Origin of the sequence: Intrasporangium sp., from assembly GCF_040414665.1 — a bacterium.
GTDB lineage: Bacteria > Actinomycetota > Actinomycetes > Actinomycetales > Dermatophilaceae > Intrasporangium.
Window position 1 is genome coordinate 21,404 of record NZ_JBEDUL010000179.1, and the last position, 13,228, is coordinate 34,631.

10 protein-coding genes are annotated in these 13,228 nt (G+C 70.5%); 6 read left to right on the forward strand and 4 right to left on the reverse strand.

The window, feature by feature from the left end; all coding sequences use genetic code 11:
• Positions 1-39: 39 nt before the first annotated feature.
• The gene (locus tag ABF401_RS20260) at positions 40-633 is read right to left on the reverse strand and encodes a DoxX family protein (RefSeq protein ID WP_353511400.1); all 594 of its coding nucleotides are present in this window, start codon (positions 631-633) and stop codon (positions 40-42) included.
• Positions 634-781: 148 nt separating this feature from the next.
• On the opposite strand from ABF401_RS20260, the gene ABF401_RS20265 reads away from it, so the two are divergent.
• Positions 782-1,468, forward strand: a complete 687-nt coding sequence (locus ABF401_RS20265) for a VOC family protein (RefSeq protein WP_353511401.1) — start codon at positions 782-784, stop codon at positions 1,466-1,468.
• A 47-nt stretch (positions 1,469-1,515) separates the two neighbouring features.
• Here ABF401_RS20265 and ABF401_RS20270 read toward each other — a convergent pair whose 3' ends face one another.
• The 3 genes from ABF401_RS20270 to ABF401_RS20280 form a co-directional block, all read right to left on the reverse strand.
• Positions 1,516-2,751, reverse strand: coding sequence for an McrC family protein (locus ABF401_RS20270; protein ID WP_353511402.1), 1,236 nt, complete (start codon positions 2,749-2,751; stop codon positions 1,516-1,518).
• A complete protein-coding gene (locus ABF401_RS20275; RefSeq protein WP_353511403.1) occupies positions 2,748-5,597 on the reverse strand; it encodes an McrB family protein in 2,850 nt (949 codons plus the stop codon). The genes ABF401_RS20270 and ABF401_RS20275 overlap by 4 nt, the downstream gene beginning before the upstream one ends.
• Positions 5,598-5,834: 237 nt before the next feature.
• Positions 5,835-6,278: a hypothetical protein gene (locus ABF401_RS20280; protein ID WP_353511404.1), complete on the reverse strand. Its 444-nt coding sequence runs from the start codon at positions 6,276-6,278 to the stop codon at positions 5,835-5,837.
• A 250-nt stretch (positions 6,279-6,528) separates the two neighbouring features.
• Between ABF401_RS20280 and ABF401_RS20285 the strand changes: the two genes are divergently transcribed.
• From ABF401_RS20285 to ABF401_RS20305, 5 genes are read left to right on the forward strand one after another with little or no spacing between them, the layout of a single operon-like run.
• A complete protein-coding gene (locus tag ABF401_RS20285; RefSeq protein ID WP_353511405.1) occupies positions 6,529-8,091 on the forward strand; it encodes a xanthine dehydrogenase small subunit in 1,563 nt (520 codons plus the stop codon).
• Complete coding sequence (gene xdhB / locus ABF401_RS20290) at positions 8,088-10,472, forward strand: xanthine dehydrogenase molybdopterin binding subunit (protein ID WP_353511406.1); 2,385 nt, start codon at positions 8,088-8,090, stop codon at positions 10,470-10,472. The genes ABF401_RS20285 and xdhB overlap by 4 nt, the downstream gene beginning before the upstream one ends.
• Entirely contained in the window at positions 10,469-11,305 is an 837-nt protein-coding gene (xdhC, locus tag ABF401_RS20295; RefSeq protein WP_353511407.1) for a xanthine dehydrogenase accessory protein XdhC, read from the forward strand. The genes xdhB and xdhC overlap by 4 nt, the downstream gene beginning before the upstream one ends.
• Positions 11,302-12,594 carry a guanine deaminase gene (guaD, locus tag ABF401_RS20300; RefSeq protein WP_353511408.1) on the forward strand — a complete coding sequence of 431 codons (1,293 nt, stop codon included), beginning with the start codon at positions 11,302-11,304 and terminating at the stop codon, positions 12,592-12,594. Before xdhC ends, guaD begins: the two co-directional genes overlap by 4 nt.
• Before the next feature lie 32 nt (positions 12,595-12,626).
• Entirely contained in the window at positions 12,627-12,881 is a 255-nt protein-coding gene (locus ABF401_RS20305; RefSeq protein WP_353511409.1) for a YciI family protein, read from the forward strand.
• Positions 12,882-13,228: the final 347 nt, after the last annotated feature.

The window sequence follows — 13,228 nt, forward strand, 5'->3', positions numbered from 1 at the left end:
TGTGGCAGGCCCGTCAGTCACGGGCCAAGTCGGTCTCGGTCACCGAAGGATGCCGTTGCCGACGTGCCGTCCCCACCACTTGCCGATGCCCCAGGTGTCGCCCGCGTAGGTGGCGGCGACGACGATGAGGGCCAGAGCCTCGATCCAGTGGGAGTCGGTGATCGGGTTGGTCGCTCCGTCGGTGGCGTACCAAGGCAGCTGGGCCAGGTACATGAAGAGCAGGAGCGCCGTGCCGGTCCAGGCGGCGATCTTGAGGCCCGCGCCCGTGAGGAGCGCGAGGCCGATGCCGAACAGGCCGATCATGAACAGCCAGTCGGACCACGGGCCTGCGATGTTCGCGAAGAACTGGGCGAACGGGTTGTCGCTCTCTGCGCCGGCCTTCATGAAGCCCTGCGCCGGCGTGCCGCCGTTGATCCAGGCGCGCGCGGACGGGGTTGCGTAGCCGAGGCCGAAGAGCTTGTCGACGAAGGCCCACATGAAGGTCCAGCCCATGACGATGCGCATCGCGGCGAGGAACCGGCGTGCCCATGCCGAGCGGACGATCTCCTCCTCGAACGTGACGATGCCGTCGGCGGGGTGCTTGGTGTCGACGTCGTGAACACGACTGACGTCGTTGTGGTGGATGGTGGCCATGGATCTCATCTCCAGCTTGTGTTGGTGATCCGGCAGGCCCTTTGCTGTCGGTACTACAGAGTGTAGTAGTTGACCGGTCACCTCATTCAAGAGGACTCTGTGTGATCTGCGAGTCATTCGTCCCCGGTGGTCACCTACGGTGGGATGCATGGCTCTGGCGACCTACAAGGACCTCTGCATCGACGCGTCTGACGCACCCGCGGTCGCGGCCTTCTGGGCTCCGCTTCTCGGCTGGGAGGCCCACGTCCACGACGACGGCGACGCGAGCCTGCGCCGAGGGCAGGGGCACGACGACGTGATGGTGTGGGTCAACCACGTGCCGGAGCCGGTGACCGTGAAGAACCGCCTCCACCTCGACGTCAACGCCACGTCGCTCGAGCCGGCCCTCGCCGGTGGCGCGGTCGTCGTCGACGACACCCAGCGGTGGACCGTGATGCGGGATCCCGACGGCCAGCTGTTCTGCGTCTTCGTCCGTGACAGGCCGGTCGAGCGTCCCTTCTACGAGCTCGTGTGGGACGTGACGGGCGGCACCGACGAGTGTCGCGAGCTCGCCGACTGGTGGGCGGGGGCGTTCGGCATCACGGCGCACCACGACTCAGAGGCCAGCTGGCTCGAGCACGTGCCCGGCGCCCCCTTCGAGCTGTTGGTCTTCGGACCAGTGCCCGAGGCGAAGACGACGAAGAACCGCGTGCACATCGACGTGACGACCGCCGACGTCGGTGAGCTTCTGGCAGCTGGAGCGACTCGCCTGCGCAGGAAGGGCGAGGACGGCCTGAGGTGGGACGTTCTTGCCGATCCTGCGGGCAACGAGTTCTGCGCGTTCACGCCGGGCTGAGCCCAGCGGCATACGGCAGCTCGTGGCTCACCGAGGGGAGGCTCAGCTCAACGCACGCCGGTGCCGAGCATCTCGGGGATGACGAACTCCCCCGGGAACTCAGCCAGCTCGCGCACGAGGTCGGCCAGCGCGTCGATGGAGCGGGAGACGCCGGTGTAGGACCCGTCGAGCCGGATCGGCCGGCAGAGGATGCGCGTTCCCGCGTTGCGGATGACGATCTCGTTCTCCGGCGCACGATCCGAGTTGCAGTGCACGAGCAGCCCGGTCGGGATCCCCATGGCGGAGGTGTAGGCGACGAGGTTGAGGTAGTCGCGGGAGGCGAGATAGCCGTCGGCGCCCATCGAGTAGGACGCGTCGCCGACGAGCACGACCTGAGCGCCTCGGCGCACGATGAGATCGGGCGCCATCGTGACGACCCGTCCCTCATCGAGCCAGACGTCCTCGTCCGCGTCGATCCGCAGGTCCGGCGCGAGGCGGTGGTCGAGCTCCTGGACGATCCACCGCCGGAAGAGGTCGTCCATGTCCACCATGAGGCTGTGGGCCTGCTGGTCCCCCGCCTCGTGGCTCAGCGACATCGCCTGGAGGACGAGCCGCGACAGTCGCATCGCGTCGGCGTAGTGCTCGTTGAGCCGGGTGATGGTCACCGGTATGGCGTGCTTGGTCGCCGGCGTGTCCGAGACGCCGTCAAAGCGCCCCAGGACGCGCAACGCCTCGCGACGCACGTCCGGCGCGAGCTGCGGCCAGGCCAGCATCGCCTGCAGCGTGCACCGGAAGAGCTGGTTCTCGGCGATGTCGGACGTGAAGTCGTCATACCGACACTGGGGCTCCGAGGCCGTCCAGGGGCGGCGGGCGAACTCCTCGACGAGCAGGCGCCCGCGGATGGTCCGGAGCTTCTCCTCACGTGCCACGTAGCCGAAGACGAGGCCCCGCATCGTCGCTGCGTCAATGAGCCGGATCGCGAAGTACGCGACGCCGTCGATGAGCTCGTCCGTGTCGGACCACGTGACCTGCTCGTGCTCGAACTGCTCGGCCGACACACCGGCGCTCAGCATCGCGAAGAAGTTCGCGACCGAGACCCGAGGCATGACGCGCACGACGAGACCCGGGACCGCCAACGCACCGACCCAGCTCGTCGCGCCGATCGTCACGACGTCGGGGTCGGCCGTCGCGTGGATGACCAGCCGCTCGCCGGCGGCCGCGACGAGGGCACCGCGCGTCTCCCGGTCGAGTCGGACGGGGCCCGAGCGACCGTGCTCCGGGATCGGCGGGAGCTCGATCGTCATGAGGTGTGGCGATGTGCGGTGGACGGGATCGCGAGGTCGAACTGCCCGTACCGGGCCCGGACGTTCTCCCACCGGAACTGGGCGAGCTCGTGCTCCCGGCCGTAGAGCTGGTCCTCGATGAACGGGTACACGTTGTAGTCCCAGATGCGGCGCAACGTCGTCTCCTCACCGTCGAGGCCCGGGCGCATGAAGTACGAGTGTCCGATCTGCAGGTGCGGGCCGCGGAGGGCGCGGCGCAGGTCCTCGTTGACCCGGTCGACGAGGTCGGCGACCCAGACCGGGCCGTCGTTCGCCTCGAGCCAACGGCGGAGCAACCCCTCCATCGGACCGTCGTGCGGCATGAAGGGCACGAAGTCGAACCGCCGGCGCAGGGCGGCGTCGACGAGGGCGATGGAACGGTCTGCAGTGTTCATCGTGCCGATGAAGTAGAGGTTCGGGGGCAGCTCGAAGCCCTCGTCCGGCCGATAGGACGTCTTGACCGAGTGCGACCGGTACTCGAGCAGGAAGAGCAGCTCGCCGAAGACGCGGGGCAGGTTGGCCCGGTTGATCTCGTCGATGATCATGATGTGCGGCGTCAGGGGGTCCGCCTCCGCAGCCTCCGCCAGCAGCGCCAGCGGACCCTTGCGCAGCTCGTAGACCATCTGGCCCTGGTGGTCGATCTGCGGCCGGAAGCCCTCGAAGAAGTCCTCGTAGGAGCTACTCGGGTGGAACTGGACGATGTCGCGCTTGGCCGGGTCCGGCTGCAGGGCCTGCGCGAAGCGCTGCGCGAGGAAGGTCTTGCCGGTGCCGGGCGGCCCGTAGAAGATGACCTGCTTCTTCTCCTCGAGCAGCGCACGGATCTCGCGGAGGAACTCCTCGTCGATGAGCAGCTCCTTGGCCGCCTCGCCGAGGGCGTCGTGGTCCGGCATGAGCGCCTTGTCGGAGCGGCGCATGAGCCAGTAGGCAAGCTGTGCCTGCCCCCAGGGGTCCTCCGGGAGGAGGGGGTCGAGCACCTGGCGCAGCAGCGCGTTGGTCTCGACGTGCATGCGACCTCGCGACTTGCCCTCGGTCCACCGGGCCGGGCCGCCGAGGCGCGCCAGCATCGCGATCTTGCCCGACTCCCCCGCGAGGGTGAACAGGGGCAGCCAGTGCTCGGGATGGGCGATGGAGAACAGCTTCATGACGACGCTCTCGCTGAAGCCCTGCACGGGGAGGTCGTCGGCGGCGAGGACGGAGTTGATCCGCTCCTCGTCGCGTCCCTCGCCCCAGAGCAGCTCCCGGACCATGAGGCGCAGCTCGTCGATCCCCGCGGCGTCGAGGGCGTTGATGGAGCTGATGAGCACCGACTGGGCGCCGATGTCGCCGTAGCCGCGGGTCGACACGATGCGCTTGAAGGTCGGCAGGTCGAAGTTCTCGAGCCCGTCCCTGGACAGCGCTCCCGCGAACACCCGTCGCTGTTCCTGGTGCCATGCGTCCCGCTCGTTGGGGTACGGGCGCTCGGCCTTGAAGACCTCGACCTCGGACTCGAGGTCGGCCATCGGGTTGAGCTCGAGGTTAGGGTCCTCGGTGCCACCGCGCTGGCTCGAGGCCATGAACCGCAGGAGCGGCGTCAGCGCCCGCGCCGTCGTCGCGATCTCGTCGGCGACGTCGGCCCGCCCCAGGGCGCTCGAGTCCTTCCACCACGTGCCGACGAACGCCTCGCCCCCGGGGTACTCGCGCCCGACCGGCTCGATCCGGCCCTCCGTGGCCGGCCGCGCGTCGTCGTGGACCCGCAGGAAGCTCACCCCGCGAGGGAGGTGGGACTGGAGCAGGGCACCGATCTCGCGGTGCTGCTCCTCGCTCTCGCCCTCCCAGCCGCCGTGGAGGCCGAAGGCGACGCCGGACGGAGTCACCCAGAGCCGGAAGCCCGGGGCGCCCGCGCCGCCGACGAGGATCCACGAGGCGTAGAGGTCGGAGCGGTAGGCGGAGTCGTCCGTGGCGTACTGCTGGAGCGCGAGCGTGGGCGCCTCCAGGTAGAGGCCAGTCTCCGCCGACAGACGCTCGATGAGGCTGTCGGAGATGTGGTCGGCCTCGCCCCGCAGCTGCCGGGCGAGGTCCGCCGCACGGTCCTCGTGCTTCCCGCTGGCATACCCGGTCGCGGGACGGAACTCTGCCGCGAGCTCCGCTGCCTCGACGCACACGTCGATGGCCTTCGGCGCGATGCCGACAAAGGCCTCGGTCTCCTTGAACCACCAGAGGATCCGGGACGCGTAGCGCGGGTCGTCGGGACGCAGCGACGCGCAGAGGGCGGCGAACGCCGTGTAGCGCTCGGCGTGGGACAGGCCGCGCTCGAGCCAGCCGAGCCGCTGGAGGGTGTGGGGAGCGTTCTCCCACATGAGCGGCCACTCGCTGCCGTCGTCGGTCGACCAGAAGAGGGAGAGGACGTACGCGGTCTGGGCCGGGCTCGGACCGCGCTGCCCACGACCGCCCGACCGGGCCAGGAACGCGTCGACGGCGTGAAGGCGGTCGGCCGCAGCCTGGGGAGTCGGCGGGGTCTGGAGCGCGTCCACGAGCAGCTCGACGACCTCTGTGTGGTCCTCCTCGGCGCGCCGGACGAGGGCCGCCACCCACGGACCGCCGACGGGGCCGAAGCCGACGTACGGCCCGTCCTTGCGCGCCCAGTGGCCGATCGACTCCTTGAAGGCAACGAGGTCCTTTGAGGCGACGAGGTCGGCGAGGATCTCTCGCAGCTCGCCGTTGCGCGCCGTGCGCTCCGCGTCCATCTCGGCGAACAGCGCCTTGGCGTCCTGGTCCGCCTCGGCCGCTCGCTCGATGAGCGCGTACTTCGCGCGCCAACGCTTGACGTCGACGCTGTCAGTACGTGTCATGGTGCTCCCTCACACGCCCCGCGGGCTGGGGCGCTCTTGCTGCTGCACGTGGAGGTAGGTGCAGGACCGCCGGTTAGGTTACCTGTCAGTCCCGCAGAGACGAAACGCTGAAGGGTCCGTTTTGCCCCCAGACGGAGAAGGGCACCGTCACGATGTCCTCCGGCCAATCCGTCGAGTATGCCGCTGGGCCCGGTGAGCGCGCACGTCGGGGTGGGGTGCGCCGGCCTCCTCGCCGGCTCAGGCCGCCTCTGTCGTCGATGTCGACGTCAGGTCCACCACCGCCCCGGGAACGGCGAGCGCCGCCCCGAGCAGGGTGATCCCACTCGCCTGGCTCGCCCGCACGAACGCGTCTCGCAGGTCCCTGTCCCGGTCGCCCGCCTTCGCCGAGCCGGGGCGGGCGACGACCATGACGACGGCCGGCACCCCACGCTCGACGATGTCGGCGAGGATCGCGGACAGCCGGGCCTCCGCCTCGGCCGGCGGCGAGGCCGCGTTGACGGACTCCACCGGGACCGGTTGCATGAGGCGACCGTCGGCGTGGCAGAGCAGGAGCACGACCCCACCGATGGCCCGGAACGCCTCGAAGACCGCGAGGTCGACCACGCCCTCGAAGAGGTCCGGATCGGTCATGGGGCGCCGTGCCCAGTCCTCGGGAAGCCCGCGGAAGGCTGCTGTCGTCATGGCAGGAGCATGGTCACTCCACCTCGACGGCCGCGGACGTTGTCCACAGCCCGCACGGCGATCGCCGCCAGCCCCTCGGGGGCCGGTCATGGACTGTCGGTGACACGGGCCGCGACGTACCATCGAGTCACCCGAGCCGTTGTTCTGCATGGATAACCAGCGGTTCGGAGCCAGCCGCAACCATGCATGCAGGCCGATCGTGCGCGATTGGCCCTTGGTGCGGCGCCCGCGCGGCGCCCAGGGAGGCACGATGGCGTCCTTCAGTGTTGCGGACACTGCCGGTGGTGAGCCGAGCAGCGGGGCGCCCAAGGCGTCCGTCAACGGCCGCTCCATACCCCTCGATGGGGTCACCCCGCACCTGTCTGCCCTCGACTGGCTCCGTGAGCAGGGGTTGACCGGCGCCAAGGAGGGGTGCGCCGAAGGCGAGTGCGGAGCCTGCGCCGTCCTCGTCGCCCGACCGGACGGTCCGGGACGGTCGCAGTGGACTGCATTCAACGCCTGCCTCGTGCCGGCCGCTTCGCTCGACGGCCAAGAAGTCGTCACGAGTGAGGGGCTCGGTTCGCCAGACTCACTCCACCCGGTCCAGCACGAGCTGGCCGTCCGCGGCGGGTCACAGTGCGGCTACTGCACGCCTGGCTTCGTGTGCAGCATGGCGGCGGAGTACTACCGCAGCGGCCGCTCTGCCGCGGCCGATTCAGGTCCACGGCCGCAGCCTCAGCACCCTGACGGCACCGAACCGACCGGCAGCGACCCGACCGGCGGACACGAGGTCGGCCCCAACGGCTTCGACCTCCAGGCCCTGTCCGGCAACCTGTGCCGCTGCACGGGCTACCGCCCGATCCGGGACGCTGCCTTCGCCGTGGGCGCGCCGCCGCCCGAGGACGCGCTCGCCGCCCGTCGGGGTCGTGCGGCACCCACGACGCCGCTCACGCGGATCACCGCGCCCACTGGAACCTATTCCCGGGCCGCCGACCTCACCGACGCCCTTGCGCTCCTGCGCGAGACCCCCGAGGCCGTGGTAGTCGCCGGATCGACCGACTGGGGCGTCGAGGTCAACCTCCGAGGAGCCCGCCCGCCCTTCGTCATCGGCATCGACCGCGTACCCGAGCTGCGGACGCTCGACGTGGGCCCGGACGGCATCGAGATCGGGGCAGCGCTCACCTTCTCGGAGATCGAGACTGCCTTGGACGGGCGGGTCCCCCTGATCGCGGACCTCATCCCCCAGTTCGCGTCCCGGCTCATCCGCAACACCGCCACCATCGGAGGCAACCTCGCCACGGCCTCCCCCATCGGCGATGCGGCGCCGGCGCTCCTCGCCCTGGAAGCCACCGTGGTCCTCACGTCCGAGCGAGGAGAGCGAGAAGTCCCGCTCGCCGACTACTTCACCGGCTACCGGGAGACGGTCCGGCGACCTGACGAGCTGATCCGCGGGGTGCGGATCCCGCTTCCCCTCAGCTCCGTCGCCGCCTTCCACAAGATTGCGAAACGTCGCTTCGACGACATCTCGAGCGTCGCCGCGGCCTTCGCGCTGGCCGTCGATGACGGCATCGTGACGCGCGCCCGGATCGGGCTCGGCGGGGTCGCCGCCACCCCGATCCGGGCTTCGGCAACAGAGGCGGCCCTGGAGGGACGACCCTGGACCGCCGAGACCGTGCGGGCGGCAGCAGCGGTCATGCGGAGCGAGGGGACGCCGCTGGACGACCACCGCGCCAGCGCGGCCTACCGGAGGGCCATGCTCGGCACGGCGCTGCTCAGGCTCCACCACGCCCACCCACACCCCGAGGAGTCGGGCTCGCGGGAGGTGGGCGCATGAGTTACCTGTCCGATCACCCGAGCAACGCCGCCATCGGCCTGGCCATCCCCCACGAGTCAGCCTCCCTGCACGTGACCGGTGCCGCGCTCTACACCGACGACCTGCTCGCCCGGATTCCGGGGATCCTGCACGCCCACCCGGTGCAGGCCCCGCACGCCCATGCCCGCGTGAGGCGGCTCGACCCGTCCGCCGCGCTCACTGTTCCCGGCGTCGTGCGGGTGCTCACGGCCGCCGACGTGCCAGGGCTGAACGACTCCGGAGTCAAGGGTGACGAGCCGCTCTTCCCGGCCGAGGTCCGGTATTACGGCCAGGCCGTGTGCTGGGTCCTCGGAGAGACGCTCGAGGCCGCCCGCATCGGGGCCGCCGCAATCGCGGCGGACGGCGTCGACTACGAGCCGCTGCCGGCGATCATCACGCTCCGTGAAGCGATCGCTGCTGGAAGCTTCCAGGGCGCCGCCCAGCACGTCCATCGCGGCGACGTGGACGCCGCCCTCGCGACGTCGGCCCACGTCTTCACCGGCGAGATCGAGTTCGCCGGGCAGGAGCACTTCTACCTCGAGACCCAGGCCTCCATCGCCCTCGTCGACGAGTCCGGGCAGGTGCTCGTCCACAGCAGCACCCAGCACCCGAGCGAGACCCAGGGCATCGTCGCCCACGTCCTCGGCGTGCCGGACCACGCGGTGACCGTCCAGTCTCTGCGCATGGGCGGTGGCTTCGGGGGCAAGGAGATGCAGCCGCACGGCTTCGCCGCCGTGGCGGCGCTGGGCGCAACGCTGACGGGTCGCCCGGTCCGGGTGCGGCTCACCCGTCCCCAGGACATGTCGATGACGGGCAAGCGCCACGGCTTCCATGCCACGTGGCGGGTCGGCTTCGACGCGGAGGGGCACTTCACCGCGCTCGACGCCACCCTGACCTCGGACGGCGGTTGGAGCCTGGACCTGTCCGAAGCGGTCCTGGCCAGGGCCCTGTGCCACGTCGACAACGCCTACCACCTCCCCCACGTCAGCCTGCATGGACGGGTCGCGATGACCCACAAGACGTCCCAGACGGCGTTTCGCGGCTTCGGCGGTCCACAGGGCATGCTCGTCATCGAGGACCTCCTCGGACGCTGCGCACCCCAGCTCGGCCTGGCGCCTGACGAGCTCCGGCGGCGCAACCTCTACACCACCGGCCAGAGCACCCCGTACGGCCAGGAGGTTCGCCACGCGGACCGGCTCGTGCGCGCCTGGGACACCCTGTCCGCGAGGGCGCGGCTCGAGGAGCGCCGCGCTGAGGTCGCCGCCTTCAACGCCGCGCACCGGCACACCAAGCGCGGGCTCGCGGTCACGCCGGTCAAGTTCGGCATCTCGTTCAACTTCACGCCCCTCAACCAGGCGGGCGCCCTCGTGCACGTCTACAAGGACGGCTCGGTCCTCATCAACCACGGCGGCACGGAGATGGGCCAGGGGCTGCACACGAAGATGATCCAGGTCGCCGCGACGGCGCTCGGAGTGCCGCTGTCCCGCATCCGGCTCGCCCCCACCCGGACCGACAAGGTGCCCAACACCTCGGCCACGGCAGCGAGCTCGGGCGCCGACCTCAACGGCGGCGCGGTCAAGGATGCCTGCCGACAGATCCGCGCCCGTCTGGACGGCATCGAGGGCGGCGCGGACCTGGGTTGGGAGGACCTCGTCGCCAAGGCCTACCTCGAGCGGGTCCAGCTCTGGGCGGCCGGGTACTACCGGACCGAGGGACTGCACTGGGACAGCTCCTCGATGCAGGGGGCCCCGTTCAAGTACTTCGCCTACGGGGTGGCCGCCACGGAGGTGGAGGTCGACGGCTTCACCGGTGCCTACCGGACGAGACGGGTCGACATCGTCCACGACGTCGGCGACAGCGTGAGCCCGCTCGTGGACATCGGTCAGATCGAGGGCGCCTTCGTCCAGGGCGCCGGCTGGCTCACCCTCGAGGACCTGCGCTGGGACGAGAGCGATGGCCCGACACGGGGCCGCGTCGCCACCCAGGCCGCGAGCACCTACAAGCTGCCCTCGTTCTCGGAGCTGCCCGACGTCTTCAACGTCACGCTCCTCGAGCACGCCTACGAGGAGGGGGCGATCTACGGCTCCAAGGCGGTCGGGGAACCGCCCCTCATGCTCGCCCTCTCCGTGCGGGAAGCGCTCCGGCAGGCAGCGGCAGCGTTCGGCCCCCCTGGGGTGAGCATCGACCTGGCCTCCCCCGCCACGCCCGAGGCGGTGTACTGGGCCAGCGAGCTGGCCCGCAGCGCCGTCCCAGCCGACACCACCATGGCGTATGCCGCCGAGCTCGCTCCCGGCAACGGCTCACCGGGTGCCCCTTCCCTTTCCGGCAACGGGTCCGGGCGCACGACGCAGGTGACGTCGTGAACTGGCTTCGGGCCATCGAGCGGCTCCGGGCCGACCGGCGCCCCGGCGTCCTCGTGACTCTGACCAGCGTGCGCGGCCACGCGCCGCGTGAGGCCGGCGCCAAGATGGTCGTCACCGAGGACGGCGCCTGGGACACGATCGGCGGCGGGAACCTCGAGGCCACCGCCATCGCGCGGGCCCGTGAGCTCATCGCGGGCGGTCGGCGGGAACCGGAGACCCTGACCCTGACGCTGAGTGACAAGGCGCCGTCCGAGCACGGCCAGCAGTGCTGCGGCGGCGTCGTCTCCCTCCTGCTCGAGCCGCTGCTCGTCGTGCCGTCGGTGGCGATCTTCGGCCTGGGCCACGTCGGCCTCGAGCTCGCCCGCATCCTCGCGCGGCGAGACCTCGAGCTGCACCTGGTCGACTCCCGGGCCGACCTGCTCGAGCCGGAGCGGCTGCGGCCCCTCGACGACGCGCTGGCCCGCGTCCACGTGCACCACGCCCCCGTGCCCGAGCTCGTCCTCGGCGAGGTCCCTCCCGGCACGCACGTGCTCGTCATGACCCACGACCACGCCGAGGACGCCGCCCTGTGCGACGTCGCGCTGCGCTGCGGTCATCTCGGGTCGATCGGGCTGATCGGCTCGGCCTCGAAGTGGCGACGCTTCCAGACGATCCTCGCCAGCGAGGGCCACACGCCCGAAGCGATCGCTCGGATCACCTCGCCGATCGGACTGCCGTCACTGGTTGGCAAGGACCCGTCCACGGTGGCGATCGGAGTTGCCGCCGCGCTGCTCCAGGTGCTCGAGAGCGAGGCCGCCGCCCAGCTCGGCGGTGCCAGGGAGCGTTCCCGGTGACCGTCTTCCGCGGCACGGTCCTGGACACGCCGGGCGACGGCTCACTCGGGAGCATCAGGCTCCGTGCCGAGGCCGACATCGCGCTCGTCGTCGACGACGGCCGAATCTCCGCGCGCGGTCCCTTCGCCGAGACGGTGCGCGGCCACCCGGGACACGAGCTGGTCGACCTTCGCCCGGGGCTCATCCTGCCCGGCATGGTCGACACCCACGTCCACTACCCCCAGGTCCGGGTCATCGGGGCCCTGGGGATGCCCCTGCTCCAGTGGCTCGACGACTGTGCCCTGCCGGAGGAGGCTCGCCTCGAGTCGACCGACTACGCCCGCCAGGTCGCCGACGAGTTCGTCCAGGGGCTCATCTCCGCCGGCACGACCACCGCGCTCGTCTTCGGTTCGCACTTCGCGACTGCGGTCGACGCGCTCTTCGAGCGAGTGGCCCGCGCGGGGCTGCGCGTCACGGCCGGGCTGGTGGCGAGCGACCGATCGTTGCCGGAGCCGCTGCTCAGCACGCCCGATCGTTTCTATGCCGAGTCGATGGCCCTCGCTGCGCGGTGGCATGGAGTGGGTCGCACTCGCTACGCAGTCACACCTCGCTTCTCCTACTCCGCGAGCGAGGACCTGCTCGACGCCTGCGGCTCGGTGCTCAAGGACGTCGAGGAATCCTGGTTCACGTCACACGTCAACGAGAACCTGGCCGAGGTCGCCGCGGTCGCCGAGCTCTTCGCCGCGGCTGAGCACTACGTCGACACCTACGACCGACATGGCCTCGTCGGCACCAGGACCGTCCTGGCGCACAACGTCCACGCCAGCGACCCCGAGGTCGCCCTCCTCTCGGCACGCGGCGCTGCCGTGGCCCACTGCCCGACGAGCAACTCCTCGCTCGGCAGCGGCACGTTCCCGATGCGACGCCACGTGGAGCACGGCGTCCGCGTCGCGCTCGGCTCGGACGTCGGCGCCGGCACCGGGTTCTCGATCTTCAAGGAGGCCCTGCAGGCGTATCTCATGCAGCAGCTCCTGGGCGATGACGGACTGACGCTCACCGCCCCGGACCTGTTGCACCTCGCGACCCGGTCCGGCGCGCTGGCCCTCGGCCTGGGCGACGACGTCGGTGACCTCAGCGTCGGCAAGCAGTTCGACGCGCTCTGGATCCGGCCGGTCGCCTCCGACCCGCTCGATGTGGGGCTCCGGCACGCAGCAACGTGGGAGGACGCCCTCGCCAAGACGCTCGCCCTGGCATCCGCGGCCGACATCGCCGACGTCTGGGTCGGTGGCCACAGCGTCCGCCCATCGTGAGCCGCTTGGTCTGACTCGACGAGGAGGAATGGATGCGGGTGCTCTACTTCTATCTCATGAAGGCGGCGCCGGACCGTGTCCAGGCGGTCGCGCCCGCTCATGCCCAGTACTGGAACGGAATGGGGCTGGGCGAGTACCTCGGAGGACCCTTTTCCGACAGATCCGGAGGGCTCATCGCTTTCGAGGTCGGTTCGGTCGCCGAAGCTGAGCAACTCGTGACGCGTGACCCGTTCGTCCAGGAGGATCTCTTGGAGCGCCGATGGGTGAAGCAGTGGCTGATCGATTGAGGGATCATGCTCACGTATCCCGAAGACCCGCGCCGCGCTTGCGATCGCATCGAGTCGTTCCCGACGAGAGGGCCCGACACTCGCTTCGAGACGATCGGGTGATCGGGTTCTCAGCTGCCGCCTCGAGCCACACGCTGTCGGCGTGGGAGGCGGAGAAGGTGGCTTGACTGCACTGGGGCGCAGTGGAATTGACGCGCTTCCTGCCGATCGCCGGTCAGGTGCAAGAGGCGCTGTCGGTGGTCGCGTCTAGGGTTTTCACATGAGCAGCGGACAGGCAGCGAGGGGCGGGGTGTCGCCGGGGGTGCCTGCGCTGGCCGCCGTCTCGGACGAGGCTCGTGTTGACCTGC

Excerpts from the sequence above, each read along its gene's own strand:
- xdhB (WP_353511406.1), top strand. The coding sequence starts at position 8,088 with ATGAGTTACCTGTCCGATCACCCGAGCAACGCCGCCATCGGCCTGGCC.
- ABF401_RS20270 (WP_353511402.1), bottom strand. The coding sequence starts at position 2,751 with ATGACGATCGAGCTCCCGCCGATCCCGGAGCACGGTCGCTCGGGCCCC.
- ABF401_RS20275 (WP_353511403.1), bottom strand. The coding sequence starts at position 5,597 with ATGACACGTACTGACAGCGTCGACGTCAAGCGTTGGCGCGCGAAGTAC.
- ABF401_RS20280 (WP_353511404.1), bottom strand. The coding sequence starts at position 6,278 with ATGACGACAGCAGCCTTCCGCGGGCTTCCCGAGGACTGGGCACGGCGC.
- ABF401_RS20305 (WP_353511409.1), top strand. The coding sequence starts at position 12,627 with ATGCGGGTGCTCTACTTCTATCTCATGAAGGCGGCGCCGGACCGTGTC.
- ABF401_RS20260 (WP_353511400.1), bottom strand. The coding sequence starts at position 633 with ATGGCCACCATCCACCACAACGACGTCAGTCGTGTTCACGACGTCGAC.
- ABF401_RS20285 (WP_353511405.1), top strand. The coding sequence starts at position 6,529 with ATGGCGTCCTTCAGTGTTGCGGACACTGCCGGTGGTGAGCCGAGCAGC.
- ABF401_RS20265 (WP_353511401.1), top strand. The coding sequence starts at position 782 with ATGGCTCTGGCGACCTACAAGGACCTCTGCATCGACGCGTCTGACGCA.